This is a genomic window from Roseovarius sp. D22-M7 (assembly GCF_037083785.1).
Lineage (GTDB): Bacteria > Pseudomonadota > Alphaproteobacteria > Rhodobacterales > Rhodobacteraceae > Roseovarius.
On the sequence record NZ_JBAPKY010000016.1, the window covers coordinates 21,758 to 37,967 of the forward strand.

Consider the following 16,210-nt stretch of genomic DNA (forward strand, 5'->3'; position numbering starts at 1 on the left):
GATCTAGCAACTTCGGCCCCCCTTGAAAACACGCAATGCAGGCCGCGCAGCTGGCATGGTTTCGGCCCGTCCGGTCACCGATCGATCGAGATCCGCCCAACAGGCCTCAGCCCGTCTTCCGTCCGGCGCGTGACGATGATCTCGCCCGACCGAACCGCGCGACCGGTCAGCGCGGTGATGTTCACCTGGTGCGTCACGATCAGAAGCCGCGCGTCGGGTGGAAGCGCCGCGATCAGCGCCCGGGTTTCGGCCGTCTGACGCGCACGATCGCCCTGCCCCCCGAAGAACGAGTTGAGCGGCGGCTTTTCGACGACCTCGCCCATGTCCATCAAACGGGCGGTGTCGCGTGACCGGCACCACTGGCTGGTCCAGACATGATCGAAGGTGACACCGGCATCGCGCAGGGCCTCTCCGGTGCGACGCGCCTGCGCGCGGCCACGATCGTCGAGGTTGCGCTGCGTGCTGCACTCGCCCAACTCGAACCCCGCGGGGTCGCCGGTGCCGGGGGCCAGCGCGTGCCGCATCAGGGCCACGACACCGTCCTGCTTCAGCAGCGACAGATCGGCAGCCGCGCCAAAAGAGGCGTGGGTCAGAAAGATGACTGTCAGCAGAAGTCGCATGGCTGTCGTCCTTTCCCTTGGCTTGCCTTCACTGGCCACAGTCCTACTCGGACGTTTCCACGATCACCAGATCACGCTCCGACGCGCCGCGCGCATGATCGAGCGCTGCTTGGTAATCGGCGCTGTCGTAGCAGGCTTGCGCGGCCTCGAAGCTCGGGAACCTTGCGACGACATGTCGCGCGCGCTCCTTCCCCTCGAGCTGCACGTAGCGCGCACCCCGCGCGATGAAGACACCGCCATGCTTCGCGATGGCGGGGCCGGCCAGGGCAGCATAGCGACCGTAGGCGTCAGCGTCGGTCACCGTCACATGGGCGATCCAGAGGGCGCTCATGAGGTCTTCTCGGATGTCAGAACTGCTTCGGCGGCGGCGATCGCCGCATCGGCGCCACCGATGTCGTTGCCGCCGCCCTGCGCCATGTCTGGCCGGCCGCCGCCGCCCTTGCCGCCAAGCTCGGCCACCGCGGCGCGCACCAGATCGACCGCCGACAGACGCGTAGTCAGATCGTCCGTCACCCCCGCGGCGACCGCCACCTTGCCGCCGGTATCGGCAATGAGCAGGATTGCGCCGCTGCCGATGCGCGCCTTCATCTTGTCGATCAGCGGCGGCAGATCGCGCCCCTGAACGCCCGAAAGCACCTGCGACAGGAAGCGCACACCGTCGATCTCGCGCGGGGCCGCCGCGTCGCCCTCGCCGGCGCTGCCGGCCATCGCCAGATCCCGGCGCAGCTGTGCGACCTCGTTGGCCAGATCACGCCGCTCGTCAAGTAGGGATTTCACCCGCGCGGGCACGTCTTCTGACCGCGTCCTGAGTTCGCTCGCAACCACGCCAAGCCGCGCCGTGCGGTCACTGAGATATTCGAACGCGGCCGCACCTGTCAGCGCCTCGATCCGCCGCACCCCGGCGCTGGAGGCCGTGTCGCCCAGCACCGTGAAGACCCCGATATCGCCGGTCCGGCGCACATGGGTGCCGCCGCACAGTTCGATCGAATAGGTCCGCCCGTCGGTACCCTTGTCTGACCCATCCATTTTGCCCATCGACACGACGCGCACCTCGTCGCCGTATTTCTCGCCGAAAAGCGCCTGCGCCCCGAGAGCGCGCGCGTCGTCGGGCGCCATGATCCGCGTCTCGACGGGCGCGTTCTGGCGGATGAAGGCGTTCACCTCGCCCTCGACCCGGCTCATTTCCTCGGCGCTCAGCGGCTTGGCATGGCTGAAATCGAAACGCAGCCGATCCGGCGCGTTGAGCGAGCCGCGCTGCGCGACATGCGGCCCGAGCGCGCGGCGCAGCGCCTCGTGCAGAAGATGCGTGGCCGAATGGTTGGCGCGGATCGTGCTGCGGCGGTCGTGATCGACGCGCAACCGCGCCGCCTGCCCGCGCGTGATCCCGCCCTCGGTGACCTCGGCGAAATGGATGAACACGCCCGCCACCTTCTTGGTGTCGGTGATGCGCGCATGGCCGGTGTTGGTCACCAGCGTGCCGGTATCGCCCACCTGCCCGCCCGCCTCGGCATAGAACGGCGTCTGGTTGAGCACGATCTGGCATGTCGCACCTTTTTCGACGCTCTTGGCGCGGGCGTTCTCCTCGACGATCGCGGCGATTTCGCCCTCGGCCGTCTCGGTATCGTATCCCAGGAAATCGGTGGCGCCGGTCTCGTCGGCGATGTCGAACCAGACCGCCTGATCAGCCGTCTCGCCCGACCCGGCCCAGGCGGCACGCGCCTTGGCTTTCTGCTCGGCCATCGCGGCCTCGAACCCGTCGGTGTCGACGGTGAGACCACGCTCGCGCAACGCATCCTGCGTCAGGTCGAGCGGGAATCCGTAGGTGTCGTACAGCTTGAACGCCGCCTGCCCCGGCAGCGCGCCGCCCTCGGGCACGCGGCCCAGTTCCTCGTCCAGCAGGCGCAATCCGCGGTCGAGCGTCTGCTTGAAGCGCGTCTCCTCGATCTTCAGCGTCTCCTCGATCAGCGGCTGCGCACGCCCCAGTTCCGGAAAGGCCTGCCCCATCTGCGTCACCAGCGCCGGGACGAGCCGGTGCATCACCGGGTCCTTCGTGCCCAGCATGTGCGCATGCCGCATTGCGCGCCGCATGATCCGGCGCAGCACATAGCCGCGCCCCTCGTTCGATGGCATCACGCCGTCGGCAATCAGGAACGAGGTCGAGCGCAGGTGGTCGGCGATCACCCGGTGATGCACCTTGCCGGGACCGTCGGGATCGGCACTGGTGGCATGCGCGCTCGCCTCGATGAGGTGGCGCATGAGATCGGTGTCGTAATTGTCGTGCTTGCCCTGCAGCAGCGCGCCGATGCGTTCCAGCCCCATGCCGGTATCGATCGACTGCATGTCGAGATCGCGCTGCGTGCCATCCGCGAAGCGCTCGTACTGCATGAAGACGAGGTTCCAGATCTCGATGAACCGATCACCATCCTCCTCGGCGCTGCCCGGCGGTCCGCCCCAGATCCCGGGCCCGTGATCGTAGAAGATCTCGGTGCAGGGACCGCAGGGGCCGGTCGCCCCCATCGACCAGAAATTGTCATCCGTCGCGATGCGGATGATCCGCTCGTCGGGGAGACCCGCATATTTCTTCCAGATCGCCGCGGCCTCGTCATCGGTGTGATAGACGGTGACCAGCAGTTTCGACGCATCCAGCCCGAAATCTCGGGTCAACAGATCCCATGCGTAGGGGATCGCCTGTTCCTTGAAGTAATCGCCGAAGCTGAAATTGCCCAGCATCTCGAAAAACGTATGGTGGCGTGCGGTGTACCCGACATTGTCGAGGTCATTGTGCTTGCCGCCAGCGCGCACGCATTTCTGGCTGGTCGCGGCGCGGGTATAGCCGGGGTGCTCGATCCCGGTGAAGCAGTTCTTGAACTGCACCATGCCCGAATTGGTGAACATCAATGTCGGGTCGTTGCGCGGCACCAGCGGCGAGCTGTCGACGATGGTGTGGTCGTTGCGCTCGAAAAAGTCGAGAAAGGTGGCGCGAATATCGTTGAGCGTGGGCATGGGGCACTCTTTTCCGGGCGTTACGTGGCCTGCGTTTGCGCAGACTTAGCCGGGGTCGAACGTCATGTCCACCGTCGCCGGACGAGGCCCCCCGGAACGGTCCGGGCCTCATCCGCGTGGCAAGATGTTGGGGCTCAGCCTTCGAGAATGTCGCCGTCCCCGCCCTTGGTGTCCTCGGGCGCGGTAAAGTCGAGCCCGTGCGCGGCGCGGATCTTGTCCTCGATGGTGATGGCCACGTCGGCGTGTTCCTTGAGGTATTTCTTGGCGTTCTCGCGGCCCTGACCGATGCGCTCGTCGCCGTAGCTGAACCAGCTGCCGGATTTCTCGACCACCCCGGCCTTGACGCCCATGTCGAGCAGCTCGCCGGTCTTCGAGATTCCCTCTCCATACATGATGTCGAATTCCACCTGCTTGAACGGCGGCGCCACCTTGTTCTTGACCACCTTGACGCGGGTCGAGTTGCCGACGACCTCTTCGCGGTCCTTGATCGAACCGATGCGGCGGATGTCGAGACGCACCGAGCTATAGAACTTGAGCGCGTTACCGCCGGTGGTCGTCTCGGGGCTGCCGAACATCACGCCGATCTTCATGCGGATCTGGTTGATGAAGATCACCGTGCATTTCGTGCGGCTGATAGAGCCGGTGAGCTTGCGCATCGCCTGGCTCATCAGCCGGGCGTGCACGCCGACGCTGCTGTCGCCCATCTCGCCTTCCAGCTCGGATTTCGGGGTCAGGGCCGCGACCGAATCGACCACGACCATGCTGACCGCGCCAGAGCGCACCAGCGTGTCCACGATCTCGAGCGCCTGCTCGCCGGTATCGGGCTGCGAGATCAGCAGCTCGTCGAGATCGACTCCGAGCTTGCGCGCGTAGATCGGATCCAGCGCGTGTTCGGCATCGACGAACGCGCATACGCCGCCTTTCTTCTGTTCCTCGGCCACGCAATGCAGCGTCAGCGTGGTCTTGCCGGAACTTTCCGGTCCGTAGACCTCGACCACCCGGCCCTTGGGGATGCCCCCGATGCCGAGCGCGATGTCGAGGCCGATCGATCCGGTCGAGGTGGCCTCGATGTCGGCGATGACGTTGTCGCCGCCCATCTTCATGATCGACCCCTTGCCGAACTGCCGTTCGATCTGGGCCAGGGCGCTGTCGAGCGCCTTTTGCTTGTCCGCGTTCTTCTTGTTATCCATGGAGAGTAAATCTGCCGTTGCCATTCGTTCGTCTCCTTATTTCACATCCGATCATATGCGGCAATGAGCGCAGATGTTCATGTCTTGTTCCCGTTATGAGGCCACAATCTGGACAGATCAAGGTATTTGTTTGTACTGACAGTTTTCGCGTTAAGCATTAACAAGTGGTTTAGATCGCCGCCTCGGGTGCGCGATTCAAGGGACGGGATGCAATCATGCTGGTCTTCGCAAGGCAGAAACTGGTGCTGCTCGCGGTGCCCAAGACCGGCAGCACGGCCTACGAGATGGCGCTCGCCCCGCTGGCCTCGATGGTCGTGACCTCGCCGCCCGAACTCAAGCATGCGCCGGTCTTTCGCTACAACCGGTTCATCCGCCCGATGATCGTGCGGTTTCTCGGCGAGGATGTCGATGTCGTCGCGGTGATGCGCGAGCCTGTCAGCTGGCTGCGCAGCTGGTTTCGCTACCGCCGGCGCGCGGCTCTCGCCGGGCATGGAAACAGCACACATGGCATGAGTTTCGACGATTTCGTCGCCGCGTATTGCAGCGCGCAGCCGCCGGATTTCGCGCGGGTCGGATCGCAAGCGAAATTCCTGGAGCCGCAACGCAACGGCACCCGGGTCACGCATCTTTTCCGCTACGAGGATCAGGCTGGCTTCAAGGCGTTTCTCGAGGATCGCCTGGAGACGTCTATCCGAACCGCGGCGGAAAACACGTCACCGGCGATGCCGCTGACGCTATCACAAGGGATCGAGGCCCGCTTGCGTCGCAGGTACCGGGACGATTTCGCCCTTTGGGACAGCATCGAGGGGAACGGGATCCACACGCCGCCGCCCGCGAGACCCAAGCCCTGACCTCCGCCGGAGTTCAGCGACCGGTTCGGGGCGCCGCTTATCCGGTTTGACGCTGCACCGTGTCCGTCAGTTCCTTGAGCGAGAACGGCTTGGGCAGGAAGACCGAGTTCGGGATCCGCGCCTGCACCTCGCTGAAGGTCTCTTCGGCATAGCCGGACATGAACACCACGCGGGCCCCGGGCCGCGCCTTGAGCGCCTGTTGCACCCAGCCCGGCCCGTCGAGCCCCGGCATCACCACGTCCGTCACGAAGATATCCACATGCGTCTCGGGGTCCTCGAGAAACTCGAGCGCATCTTCAGCCGATTCGGCCTCGAGCACGGTATAGCCCCGCATCCGGAGCGCGCGGCCGGCAAAGGCGCGCACGGGCGCCTCGTCCTCGACGAGAAGGACCACGCCGCTGACAGGGCCTGCCGAAACCGCATCGCCGGTCTTGGCTGCACCGGCGTTCTCGAGCGGCGCATGGGCCGGGAACAGCAGCTGGAACACAGTGCCTTCCTGCGGCACGCTGTCGAAGAAGATGAAGCCGCCGCTTTGCTTGACGATGCCGTAGGCCGTCGAAAGGCCGAGCCCCGTCCCCTCTCCGGCCCGCTTGGTGGTGAAGAACGGCTCGAACACCTTCTGGGCCTTGTCGGGGGCGATGCCGATGCCGTCGTCGATGATCTTGACCGACACGTAGCGGCCCGGGGCGACCACCGCCCTGTCCCGGCGCAAGGGCTCTGTCAGGGTCACGTTTTCCGTCTGGACCCGGATCTCGCCACCTTTCGGCATCGCGTCGCGCGCGTTGACGACGAGGTTCATGATCACCTGTTCGAGTTGCCGCTTGTCCGCCCGTATGGACGACAGCGCCGGATCGTGGCTGAGCCCGAGAGAGACCTTCTCGCCGACCAGTCGGTTGAGGAGATGCGTGAGATCCGCGAGCGTCTCGCGCAGATCGACCAGTTGCGGGCGCAGTGTCTGCTTGCGCGAATAGGCCAGAAGCTGGCTGACAAGGGCCGCCGCGCGATTGGCGTTCTGGTTGATCTGCATGAGATCCGCGTAATCCGGATCGCCCTGGTCGTGCCGCAGAAGCAGCAGGTCGCAATGGCCGGTGATCGCCGTGAGCAAATTGTTGAAATCATGCGCCACGCCGCCGGCGAGTTGCCCGATCGCCTGCATTTTCTGACTTTGCACGAATTGCGCCTCGAGCGACTTCAATTCCGTGGCGTCGTTCATCACCGCGATGAGAACGGTTTCGCCGTCCTCCATCGCGCGGTTGAGCGTAACCTGGACGAACACCTCGCGATCGTCGCGGCGCACGCGGAGGAATTCGGCATGGACGGTACCGCGCTCGGACGCGGCATCGTCGATCCAGTCCTTGATCGACCGCCCCAGACCTTCCAGCGCATCGCCGAACGCCAGGTCGCGGGTAACATCGATCCCCAGCAGATCCCGCGCCGGCCGATTGGACTGCCGGATCATGCCGTCGCGTCCGAGCTTCAGCAGCGCCACGGGCATCTCTTCGAAAAACGCCCAGTCCTCCGCGCCGCGCTCGACCTTCCGCGCATGCGGCACCAGGTGGATGACCCGCTGCCCCGCCCCGCCCTCGCGCTCTATCACGAGACAGTCGACCGGACCTTCCGGCGTGGGGATCAGGCACGTCTCGCCGGAGCGATGCGACCCGGTCGTGATCACATCTTCAAGGCTGCGCACGTCCGCACCCAGCAAGGCATACGCCGCGGGGTTGAGGCCGAGCACGGCGTCGTCCGGCCCCACCTCGAGCGTCGGCAAGGCAGTCTCATCACACTTGCCCTGCGGACCGACCCCGGCAGTGTCGATGTCGAACCGCCAGAGAAACTGCGCCGCGCCCGTGCGGTGGACGCTGATCCGCATCGAATCTTCGTGGCGTGGCGTGCGTCGGACGACGGCGCCGTTCATCTGCGCGTCGATCACCATCTCGTGCAGGATGCGGTCGGGATTCGCGAAAGTCTCGCTCAGGGCGGCCACCAGCGTCGGAGCCTCGCTTAGCGGGAATGCGCGCCGCGCCTCTGCGTTGGCGTGCTGAACGGCACCAGCGGCATCCGCAAGAATGACCGGCGCGGGATCATCCTCGATCAACGCCGCGACCGGCGCGACGCCTCGATCAAGGTGCAGGACCGTGTCGGGGCGCAGCATCAGCAGCCAGAGCGCACAGAACAGCAAGGTGGCCGAGAGCATCGCGAGCAGGACCTGGATGTGCTGGTCCGCGACCATGACAGCCGCGGCGCAAGACACCAGCGCCAGCGCAAGGATTCCCCCCGATTTCCGGGAGAGCCGTTTAGCCGCCTGAAAAACAGGACGATCGGACATGCCTGCGAGCGCCAATGACGTGCCTTTCCGCAAAAGAAGTCAAGTCGAGCCTGACGCAAAATCCTTAATCAGGCTTTAATGCCGCCATGGAATACCCGTCAAGGTTGATCGTTCCCGGCAGATCGGCGAAGCAGGGCGAGGAAGAACCCGTCCCCGGTCGGCGAGACCGGCCAGTGCTGCATCCCGGCAACGCTCCACGCGGGATCCGTGCTGCAAAACTGCGCGACAACGTCCTGATTTTCCTGCGAAAGCACCGAGCATGTGGTATAGGCCAGACAGCCGGCCGGCGCGACGAGATCGGCCGCCTTTTGCAGAATATCGGACTGGATGCGGGTCAGTTCGGTCAGGCGCGCGGGCGTCAGGCGCCACTTGGCCTCGGGGGTGCGCCGCCAGGTGCCGCTGCCGGTGCAGGGCACGTCGCAGAGCACCATGTCGAAGGGCGCCGCGGCCGACAGATCGGCGGTCTCCAGCACCGTCGCCTCGATCCCAGCGCGGGCGGCGCGGGCAGGCAGATCCTTCATGCGCTCGGCTGCGATGTCATGCGCGAACCACGTGCCATCGACCGCGCCCGCCATCGCCAGCAGCTTGCCACCGCCGCCGGCGCAGTAGTCGAGCACGCGGGCGCCGGGCGCAATCTCCAGACGCTCGATCGCGGCCTGGCTGCTGCCGTCCTGAAGCTCGACAAGCCCCTCGGCATAGGCCGAGCAGTGCGCGATCTTGCGTTCTCCTTCAGTGACTTGAAGCGCGTTCCTCGCAATCTCGACCGGATGCGCGGTGATGCCTTCCGCCGCAAGCCGGGTCTGCGCCTCCTCGAGGCAACCGCGCCGTCGATTGACGCGCAGCATGACCGGGGCGCGGTGACGCAATGCCTCTGCCGTGGGCGCGGCCGCGTCTTGCAAAGAGCTCAGAAAATGCGGCCAGAGCCATTCCGGCAGGTCGCGCATGTCTTCGGGCGAGGCTGTACCTGCGTCCTTCAGTTCGGCGGTGCCGAGCGTGGCGGGCGCGTAGCCTTCTCCGGTGAAAAGAGCCGCGGGGTCCACGCCCTGCAGGCGCAAGGCACCGATCATCCGGCCGCGTCCCGTCGCATCGCCGCCCATGGCCGCGCTCGACCGCCACTTACGCAGCACGTCGAAGACGTGATCGCGCACCGCGGCTCGATCCTTCGATCCCGCGAAGCGCGCGCCCCGCGCCCAGGATTGCAGCGCCTTTTCCGCCGCCATGCCCGCGCCAATCGCATCGATGATCTCGATCGCCGCAGCGATACGCGCGCCAGGGGTCAAGACGGGCCTGCGGGGCCGGATCGATCCTGCGCGGATCCGGGATGTGTCATGATCTGGATCGCCCTTTCCTCTTGAGAGCCCCGGATGCCTTGCGTCCGCACCGGCGTCAATCGCGGCGTCGGCCGAAAACGATCCTCGCGCCTGCATGGCCGCCCTCCGCGTCTTTGTCTTGCACGCGCGCGACGCGCGTTCTACTGGGCTGGCCATGACACAGATATCCCATGACCGCCTCCTGATCATCGACTTCGGCAGCCAGGTGACGCAGTTGATCGCCCGGCGCTTGCGCGAACTCAACGTCTATAGCGACATCCATCCCTATCAGAAGGTAACCGAGGCCCTGCTGGACGAGATCCGCCCCAAGGCGGTGATCTTCTCGGGCGGGCCCGACAGCGTCACCCGCGATGGCAGTCCCCGCCCGCCGCGCGCGGTCTACGACCTTGGCGTGCCGATCCTCGGGATCTGTTACGGCCAGCAGGTGATGATGCAGGATCTTGGCGGCAAGGTGGCGGCCGGCGACACCGCCACCGCCGAGTTCGGACGCGCCTTCGTCACGCCGTCGGGCCTGGACAGCGATCTGCTCGAGGGGTGGTTCCGGGACGGCTCGGGGCGCGCGCAGGTCTGGATGAGCCATGGCGACCACGTGTCTGAAATCGCCCCGGGATTCGAGGTGCTGGCCACCTCGCCCGGCGCGCCCTTCGCGATCACCGCCGACCGGGATCGGCGCTTTTACGCGGTGCAGTTCCATCCCGAGGTGCATCACACGCCCGACGGTCGGCGGCTGCTGGAAAATTTCGTGCGGCTCGCGGGGTTTACCGGCGACTGGACGATGGATGCCTACCGTGACGAGGCGATCGCCAAGATCCGCGCGCAGGTGGGCGACCGCAAGGTGATCTGCGGTCTTTCGGGGGGCGTCGATTCCTCGGTCGCGGCAGTGCTCCTGCACGAGGCGATCGGCGATCAGCTGACTTGCGTCTTCGTCGATCACGGTCTGCTGCGGCAGGGCGAGGCCGTCCAGGTCGTCTCGATGTTTCGCGACCACTACAACATTCCGCTGATCCATGCCGATGAGGCAGAACTTTTCCTGGGTGAGCTTGACGGCGTAAGTGACCCGGAAACCAAGAGAAAGATCATCGGGCGGCTGTTCATCGACGTGTTCCAGAAACACGCCGGCGACATCGAGGGGGCAGAGTTTCTGGCCCAGGGCACGCTCTACCCGGACGTGATCGAAAGCGTCAGCTTCTCTGGCGGGCCGTCGGTCACCATCAAGTCGCATCACAATGTCGGCGGCCTGCCGGAAAAGATGGGTCTGAAACTGGTCGAACCGCTGCGCGAGCTCTTCAAGGACGAGGTGCGCGCCCTTGGCCGAGAACTGGGCCTGCCCGATCATTTCATCGCGCGTCACCCCTTCCCCGGCCCCGGCCTCGCCATCCGCTGCCCCGGCGAGATCACCCGCGAAAAGCTCGAGATCCTGCGCAAGGCCGACGCCGTCTTCATCGACCAGATCCGCAAGCACGGGCTTTACGACGAGATCTGGCAGGCCTTCGCGGCGATCCTGCCGGTGCGCACCGTCGGCGTCATGGGCGACGGGCGGACCTATGATTTCGCCTGCGCGCTGCGCGCGGTCACCAGCGTCGACGGGATGACGGCGGATTATTATCCCTTCAGCCACGACTTCCTCGGCGAAACCGCGACGCGGATCATCAACGAGGTCCGGGGCATCAACCGCGTCACCTACGACGTCACCTCGAAACCGCCGGGCACCATCGAGTGGGAGTGACGCGGGTGACCGGATCGCCAGCCGGCGAGGGTCGAGGCCTATTGTAAGATGACGAGCGTCCTATCCACGCCCGCGCCGCGGGTCCTTCGCGCCGCGCTGTGGATGCTGGGCGCGGTGGTCTCGTTCTCGTCGATAGCGGTGGCGGGACGCGCGGTCAGCTTCGAGCTCGATACCTTCGAGATCATGATGTATCGCAGCCTCGTGGGGTTCGTGCTGGTGCTGGTCGTGGCGCGTTTCACGGGGCATGCGCGCGACATCACCACGCGCTCGCCGGGGCTGCACCTGATCCGCAACATCAGCCATTTCACCGGGCAGAACCTGTGGTTCTACGCCATCACCATGATCCCGCTGGCGCAGGTCTTCGCGCTGGAATTCACCTCGCCGCTCTGGGTGCTGGTGCTGTCGCCGCTGATCCTCGGCGAGCGGATGACCCGGGTGCGCTCCGTCGCGGCGGTCATCGGGTTCTCGGGCATCCTGATCGTCGCGCGCCCCGGCCCCGAGACGATCAATGCCGGCACGCTGGCCGCGGCGGGCGCGGCGCTCGGCTTTGCCGGGTCGATCCTTGCCACGAAGCGGCTGACCCGGACCGAGCGGCTGACCTGCATCCTCTTCTGGATGACCGGCACGCAGATCGTCTTCGGCCTGATCTGCGCCGCGCTCGACGGCGACATCGCCCTGCCCTCGCTTGTCTCGGTCCCGTGGCTGTTCGTGATCGGCTGTGCCGGGCTGATGGCGCATGTGTGCCTGACCACCGCTCTGTCGATCGCGCCCGCGACCTTGATCACCCCGGTGGATTTCCTGCGCCTGCCGCTGATCGCGGTGATCGGGCTGATGGTCTACGGCGAGGCGATCGATGCGGCCGTGCTGATCGGGGCGGCGGTGATCTTCGGGGCCAATTACCTCAACCTATGGCACGAGACGCGCAGGCGGGTTTGATCCTGTCGATCTGATCATGCATCCAAGCGTCACTGTGTCCGTCACGCAACCTTTAAAAAAGTCGACAGCGTAACGCCGCGTCAAATATTGATCGCGCTTTTCGATCGCCCAGTGTACTTTTGTGTTTTGGCAAGGGGGGACCATGAAGCACCTGATTTTGGCCGCGACGGTCTTGGGAACCGCATCTTCGGGCGCCATTGCAGGCGGCATCGAAAGACGTGGTGACCCGTCGCAGATCCTTTTCGAAGAGGGCCGGAGATATCTGGAATTCAGCGTGTCCTCGGTCCAGCCGGACGTGAGCGGCGGCGCGCGCCCGATCGGGCCGCCGGCAAGTCTTGCCGGTCCCACCGGAGACATCCAAGAGACATACCAGAACTACGCGATCGGCTACAAGAACCAGATCAATGACCGTCTTGCCATCGCCTTCGTCATCGACGAGCCGGTCGGCGCGGACGTGGATTATCGCACCGCATCGTTCTTCTCGGGCGGCGCATTCTTTGGCGGGTCGCAAGCCTCGGTCTCGTCGATCCGCTTTACCGGCATGGCGAAATACAACGCCACGGAGCGCTTCAGCGTCTATGGCGGGTTGCAATATGTGGGTCTCAGCGGGGATCTGACGGTTCTATCGCCGGCAACGGGCGGGCTTCCGCCGGCCGACGTGCCCCCCGGACCCGGGACCCTTGGTCGCTATAACCTCTCCGTGGACACGGAATATGACCTCGGCTATCTGCTAGGTGCAGCCTACGAGATCCCCGATATCGCGTTGCGAGTCGCGCTGACCTACGAATCCAAGACCGAACACGATTTTCGCGACAACACCGGCGCGCCATTCACGGTCGAGCTGCCGCAATCCGTGACGCTTCATGCGCAATCCGGCATTGCCGCGGATACGCTACTCTTCGGATCCATACGCTGGCGGGAATGGACCGAGTTCGAGGTGGCACCCGGGGACTTTTTCTCATTCGCGAGCGGCGCGCCCGTGACGACGCCGATCGCCTTCAACAGGTCCGATGTCTACACCTACCGGCTGGGCCTGGGTCGTAGCTTCACCGACACGTGGAGTGGCGCATTCATCCTCGGCTACGAGGAACAGACCGGTGACCAGAAGGGCAACCTCGACGGGACAGACGGCTTCACGAGCTACACCCTGGCCCTGACACACGGGGTCGAAGCCTGGGAGGTGACGGGCGCCCTGTCCTACGTGGATTTCGGCAACGCCGACACCAGCGTGGCCTCTTTCCGCGGCAATGACGCGGTGGCGTTCGGGCTCAAGGTCGGGTTTCGCTTCTGAGACATCCCGCAAATGCAGATCCCCCGCCCCCGGGCCCGAGGCGGGGTTTTTCATGCGCCCCGCCCTTTGGTGTTTGACGCGCCCGCCAACCCTTTGTAGCACCGCCGCCAAAGGGGACAGGCCATGATCTATGAAACCGCGCGGCACTGGCGCGAGGCGACGGAAAAGCGCGTGCTGTTCTACGGCATGTCGGGGCTGGGCAAGACGCATCTGTCGACGCTGCTGCGCGACGCCGGCGACTGGTTCCACTATTCCATCGATTACCGCATCGGCACCCGCTACATGGGCGAGTTGATCGTCGACAACGCCAAGGCGCATGCGATGCAGGTGCCGTTCCTGCGCGAGCTGCTGCTGTCGGACTCGATCTATATCGGCTCCAACATCTCGTTCCACAATCTCGCGCCGGTCTCGACCTACCTCGGCAAGCCCGGCGATCCGGCCAAGGGCGGCATGCCGATAGAGGAATACCGCCGCCGCCAGGAACAGTTCCGCCGCGCCGAGATCAACGCGCTGATGGATACCGGCTATTTCATCGAGCGCAGCCAGCGGCTTTACGGCTATCCGAATTTCGTCTGCGACACCGGCGGGTCGATCTGCGAATGGGTCGACGGAACCGATCCCGACGACCCGATCCTGACCGAATTGTCGGCGCATTGCCTGCTTGTGCATATCGAGGGCTCGGACGCGCACACCGCCGAATTGATCCGCCGCTTCGACCGCGCACCCAAGCCGATGGCCTATCAGCCGGAATTCCTCGATGCCGCCTGGGACGATTATCTACGGGAAAACAACTGCGAGGCCGACGAGGTCGATCCGGACAGCTTCATCCGCGCGACCTATGCCCGTGCCCTCGCGCACCGGCAGCCGCGCTACGCGGCGATGGTGCCCTGGGGCGTCAGCATCACCGCCGACGAGGTCGGGTCGGTCCGAAACAGGGCCGATTTCGAACACTTGATCGCGATTGCCCTTGAGCGTGGTCATGGCGTAGCTATCTGACGCTCTCACAGCAAGGACCACCGCGCCGATGCCGATCAAGATGCCCGCCAACCTGCCCGCCTATGACGTGCTGACGCGCGAAGGCGTGATGGTGATGGATCCCGACCAGGCGGCGCGGCAGGATATCCGCCCCCTGCGCATCGGCCTGATCAACCTGATGCCCAAGAAGATCCAGACCGAAAACCAGTTCGCCCGCCTGATCGGCGCCACGCCGCTGCAGATCGAGTTCGACCTGATCCGCATGAGCGAGCACCAGACGCGCAACACCGCCGCCGAACACATGGAAAGCTTCTACCGGCCGTTCGACGAGGTCCTCGCCTCGGGCGAGAAATACGACGGTCTGATCATCACCGGCGCCCCGATCGAGCATCTGGCATTCGACGAGGTCACCTATTGGGAGGAATTGCAGCAGGTCTTCGACTGGACTCAGACCCATGTGCATTCCACCTTCGGCGTTTGCTGGGGCGGCATGGCGATGATCAACCACTTTCACGGCGTGCAGAAGCACCTGCTGCCTGCCAAGGCCTTCGGGTGTTTCCGGCATCTCAACATGGCCCCCGCCTCGCCCTACCTGCGGGGCTTCTCGGACGATTGCGTGATCCCCGTCAGCCGCTGGACAGAGATGCGGCGCCCCGAGATCGAGGCGGTGCCGGGCCTGCGGATCCTTCTCGACAGCCCCGAGGTCGGGCCCTGCCTCGTAGAGGATTCCAAGCATGACGCGCTCTATATCTTCAACCATTTCGAGTATGACAGCGATACCCTGAAACAGGAATACGACCGCGATGCCGCCGAGGGCCGCGCGATCAACGTGCCCTGCAACTACTACCCCGGCGACGACCCCGCGCGCTCGCCGCAGAACCGCTGGCGCAGCCATGCGCATCTGCTTTACGGCAACTGGATCAACCAGATCTACCAGACCACGCCGTTCGAGATGCACGGCATTGGCCGTTAAAATGGCCCTGAAATCGCTGATCCTGTCGGCGCTGGTGCTGGCGTGTCTCTGGGGGTGGACCATGTATCGCGCGCAGCTGCGCGAGGCCCGCGCCGAGGCCGCCTACCCGCCCGAGGGCCGGATCGTCGAGGTGGACGGTCATCGCGTGCACGGCGTGGTGATGGGCCGCGCCAGGGGCGAGGCCCCCGACCTCGTGCTCATCCATGGCGCGTCGGGCAATACCCGCGACATGACCTTCTCGCTCGCGCCGCGCCTCGCCAAGGACTACCGCGTGATCGTGCTGGACCGTCCCGGCCTCGGCTACACCGACCGGATCAACGGCAGTGGCGCGACGATCACCCAGCAGGCCGCGCTGTTGCAACAGGCCGCAGCCAAACTGGGCGCCGACCGGCCCATCGTGCTGGGTCACAGCTATGGCGGCGCGGTGGCGCTGGCCTGGGCGGTGACGCGCCCCGATCACGTCGCGGCGCTGGTGAATATCTCCGGCGCGGCCAAGCCGTGGGAGGGGGGGATCTCGACCTATTACCGTATCCTGTCGCATCCCTTACTGGGCCCTGCGCTGATCCCGTTCCTGACGGCTTACGTGGATGACGCCCGCGTCCATGGCGCGGTGCGGCAGATCTTTACCCCGCAGGCGCCGCCCGACGGCTATCTCGATCATGTCGGCGCCGGCCTGACCCTGCGCCGCCACTCCTTGCGCGCCAACGCCCTGCAACGCGCCAACCTGCTGGACGAGATCGAGGCGCTGCATCCCCGCTACGACACGATATCCGTGCCGGTCGAGATCGTGCACGGCACCGCCGACACCACCGTGGGGCTGTCGATCCATTCACGACCCCTCGCCGACCAGGTCGCGGGGGCGCGCCTGACGCGGCTCGACGGGATCGGCCACATGCCGCATCACGCCGCCGAGGACGCGGTCGTCGCTGCCATTCACCGCGCCGCCGCCCGCGCCGGATTGCGCGACGCGGACTAAGTCGTCATACTG

At 65.4% G+C, this 16,210-nt stretch carries 13 protein-coding genes; 7 read left to right on the plus strand and 6 right to left on the minus strand.

Annotation, left to right across the window (positions count from 1 at the left end; genetic code table 11):
* Positions 1–74: 74 nt before the first annotated feature.
* The 4 genes from V8324_RS09215 to recA form a co-directional block, all read right to left on the minus strand.
* On the minus strand, positions 75–620 hold the full coding sequence (locus V8324_RS09215) for a histidine phosphatase family protein (protein ID WP_336419641.1): 546 nt from the start codon (positions 618–620) through the stop codon (positions 75–77).
* A 43-nt stretch (positions 621–663) separates the two neighbouring features.
* A complete protein-coding gene (locus tag V8324_RS09220) occupies positions 664–951 on the minus strand; it encodes a DUF1330 domain-containing protein (protein WP_336419642.1) in 288 nt (95 codons plus the stop codon).
* Positions 948–3,623, minus strand: a complete 2,676-nt coding sequence (gene alaS, locus V8324_RS09225; protein WP_336419643.1) for an alanine--tRNA ligase — start codon at positions 3,621–3,623, stop codon at positions 948–950. Before alaS ends, V8324_RS09220 begins: the two co-directional genes overlap by 4 nt.
* Positions 3,624–3,757: 134 nt before the next feature.
* A complete protein-coding gene (gene recA, locus V8324_RS09230; protein ID WP_336419644.1) occupies positions 3,758–4,837 on the minus strand; it encodes a recombinase RecA in 1,080 nt (359 codons plus the stop codon).
* A gap of 191 nt (positions 4,838–5,028) precedes the next feature.
* Between recA and V8324_RS09235 the strand changes: the two genes are divergently transcribed.
* The gene (locus tag V8324_RS09235; protein ID WP_336419645.1) at positions 5,029–5,664 is read left to right on the plus strand and encodes a gamma-glutamyl kinase; all 636 of its coding nucleotides are present in this window, start codon (positions 5,029–5,031) and stop codon (positions 5,662–5,664) included.
* 37 nt (positions 5,665–5,701) lie between these two features.
* On the opposite strand, the gene V8324_RS09240 is transcribed toward V8324_RS09235, so the two are convergent.
* Together V8324_RS09240 and V8324_RS09245 are read right to left on the minus strand one after the other, a co-directional pair.
* Positions 5,702–7,894 (minus strand): ATP-binding protein, encoded by a 2,193-nt coding sequence (locus V8324_RS09240; protein ID WP_336419646.1) that lies wholly within the window; start codon positions 7,892–7,894, stop codon positions 5,702–5,704.
* Between the two features lie 194 nt (positions 7,895–8,088).
* Positions 8,089–9,270 (minus strand): RsmB/NOP family class I SAM-dependent RNA methyltransferase, encoded by a 1,182-nt coding sequence (locus V8324_RS09245; RefSeq protein WP_336419647.1) that lies wholly within the window; start codon positions 9,268–9,270, stop codon positions 8,089–8,091.
* 205 nt (positions 9,271–9,475) lie between these two features.
* On the opposite strand from V8324_RS09245, the gene guaA reads away from it, so the two are divergent.
* From guaA to V8324_RS09275, 6 genes are all read left to right on the plus strand, one after another.
* The gene (gene guaA / locus V8324_RS09250; protein ID WP_336419648.1) at positions 9,476–11,047 is read left to right on the plus strand and encodes a glutamine-hydrolyzing GMP synthase; all 1,572 of its coding nucleotides are present in this window, start codon (positions 9,476–9,478) and stop codon (positions 11,045–11,047) included.
* 48 nt (positions 11,048–11,095) lie between these two features.
* Positions 11,096–11,983, plus strand: coding sequence for a DMT family transporter (locus V8324_RS09255; protein WP_336419649.1), 888 nt, complete (start codon positions 11,096–11,098; stop codon positions 11,981–11,983).
* Positions 11,984–12,125: 142 nt separating this feature from the next.
* On the plus strand, positions 12,126–13,274 hold the full coding sequence (locus tag V8324_RS09260) for an OmpP1/FadL family transporter (RefSeq protein ID WP_336419650.1): 1,149 nt from the start codon (positions 12,126–12,128) through the stop codon (positions 13,272–13,274).
* A gap of 123 nt (positions 13,275–13,397) precedes the next feature.
* Complete coding sequence (locus V8324_RS09265) at positions 13,398–14,270, plus strand: ATPase (RefSeq protein ID WP_336419651.1); 873 nt, start codon at positions 13,398–13,400, stop codon at positions 14,268–14,270.
* Positions 14,271–14,298: 28 nt separating this feature from the next.
* Positions 14,299–15,222, plus strand: a complete 924-nt coding sequence (locus tag V8324_RS09270) for a homoserine O-succinyltransferase (RefSeq protein WP_336419652.1) — start codon at positions 14,299–14,301, stop codon at positions 15,220–15,222.
* A 1-nt stretch (position 15,223) separates the two neighbouring features.
* Positions 15,224–16,198 (plus strand): alpha/beta fold hydrolase, encoded by a 975-nt coding sequence (locus V8324_RS09275; protein WP_336419653.1) that lies wholly within the window; start codon positions 15,224–15,226, stop codon positions 16,196–16,198.
* The last annotated feature ends 12 nt before the right edge of the window (positions 16,199–16,210 follow it).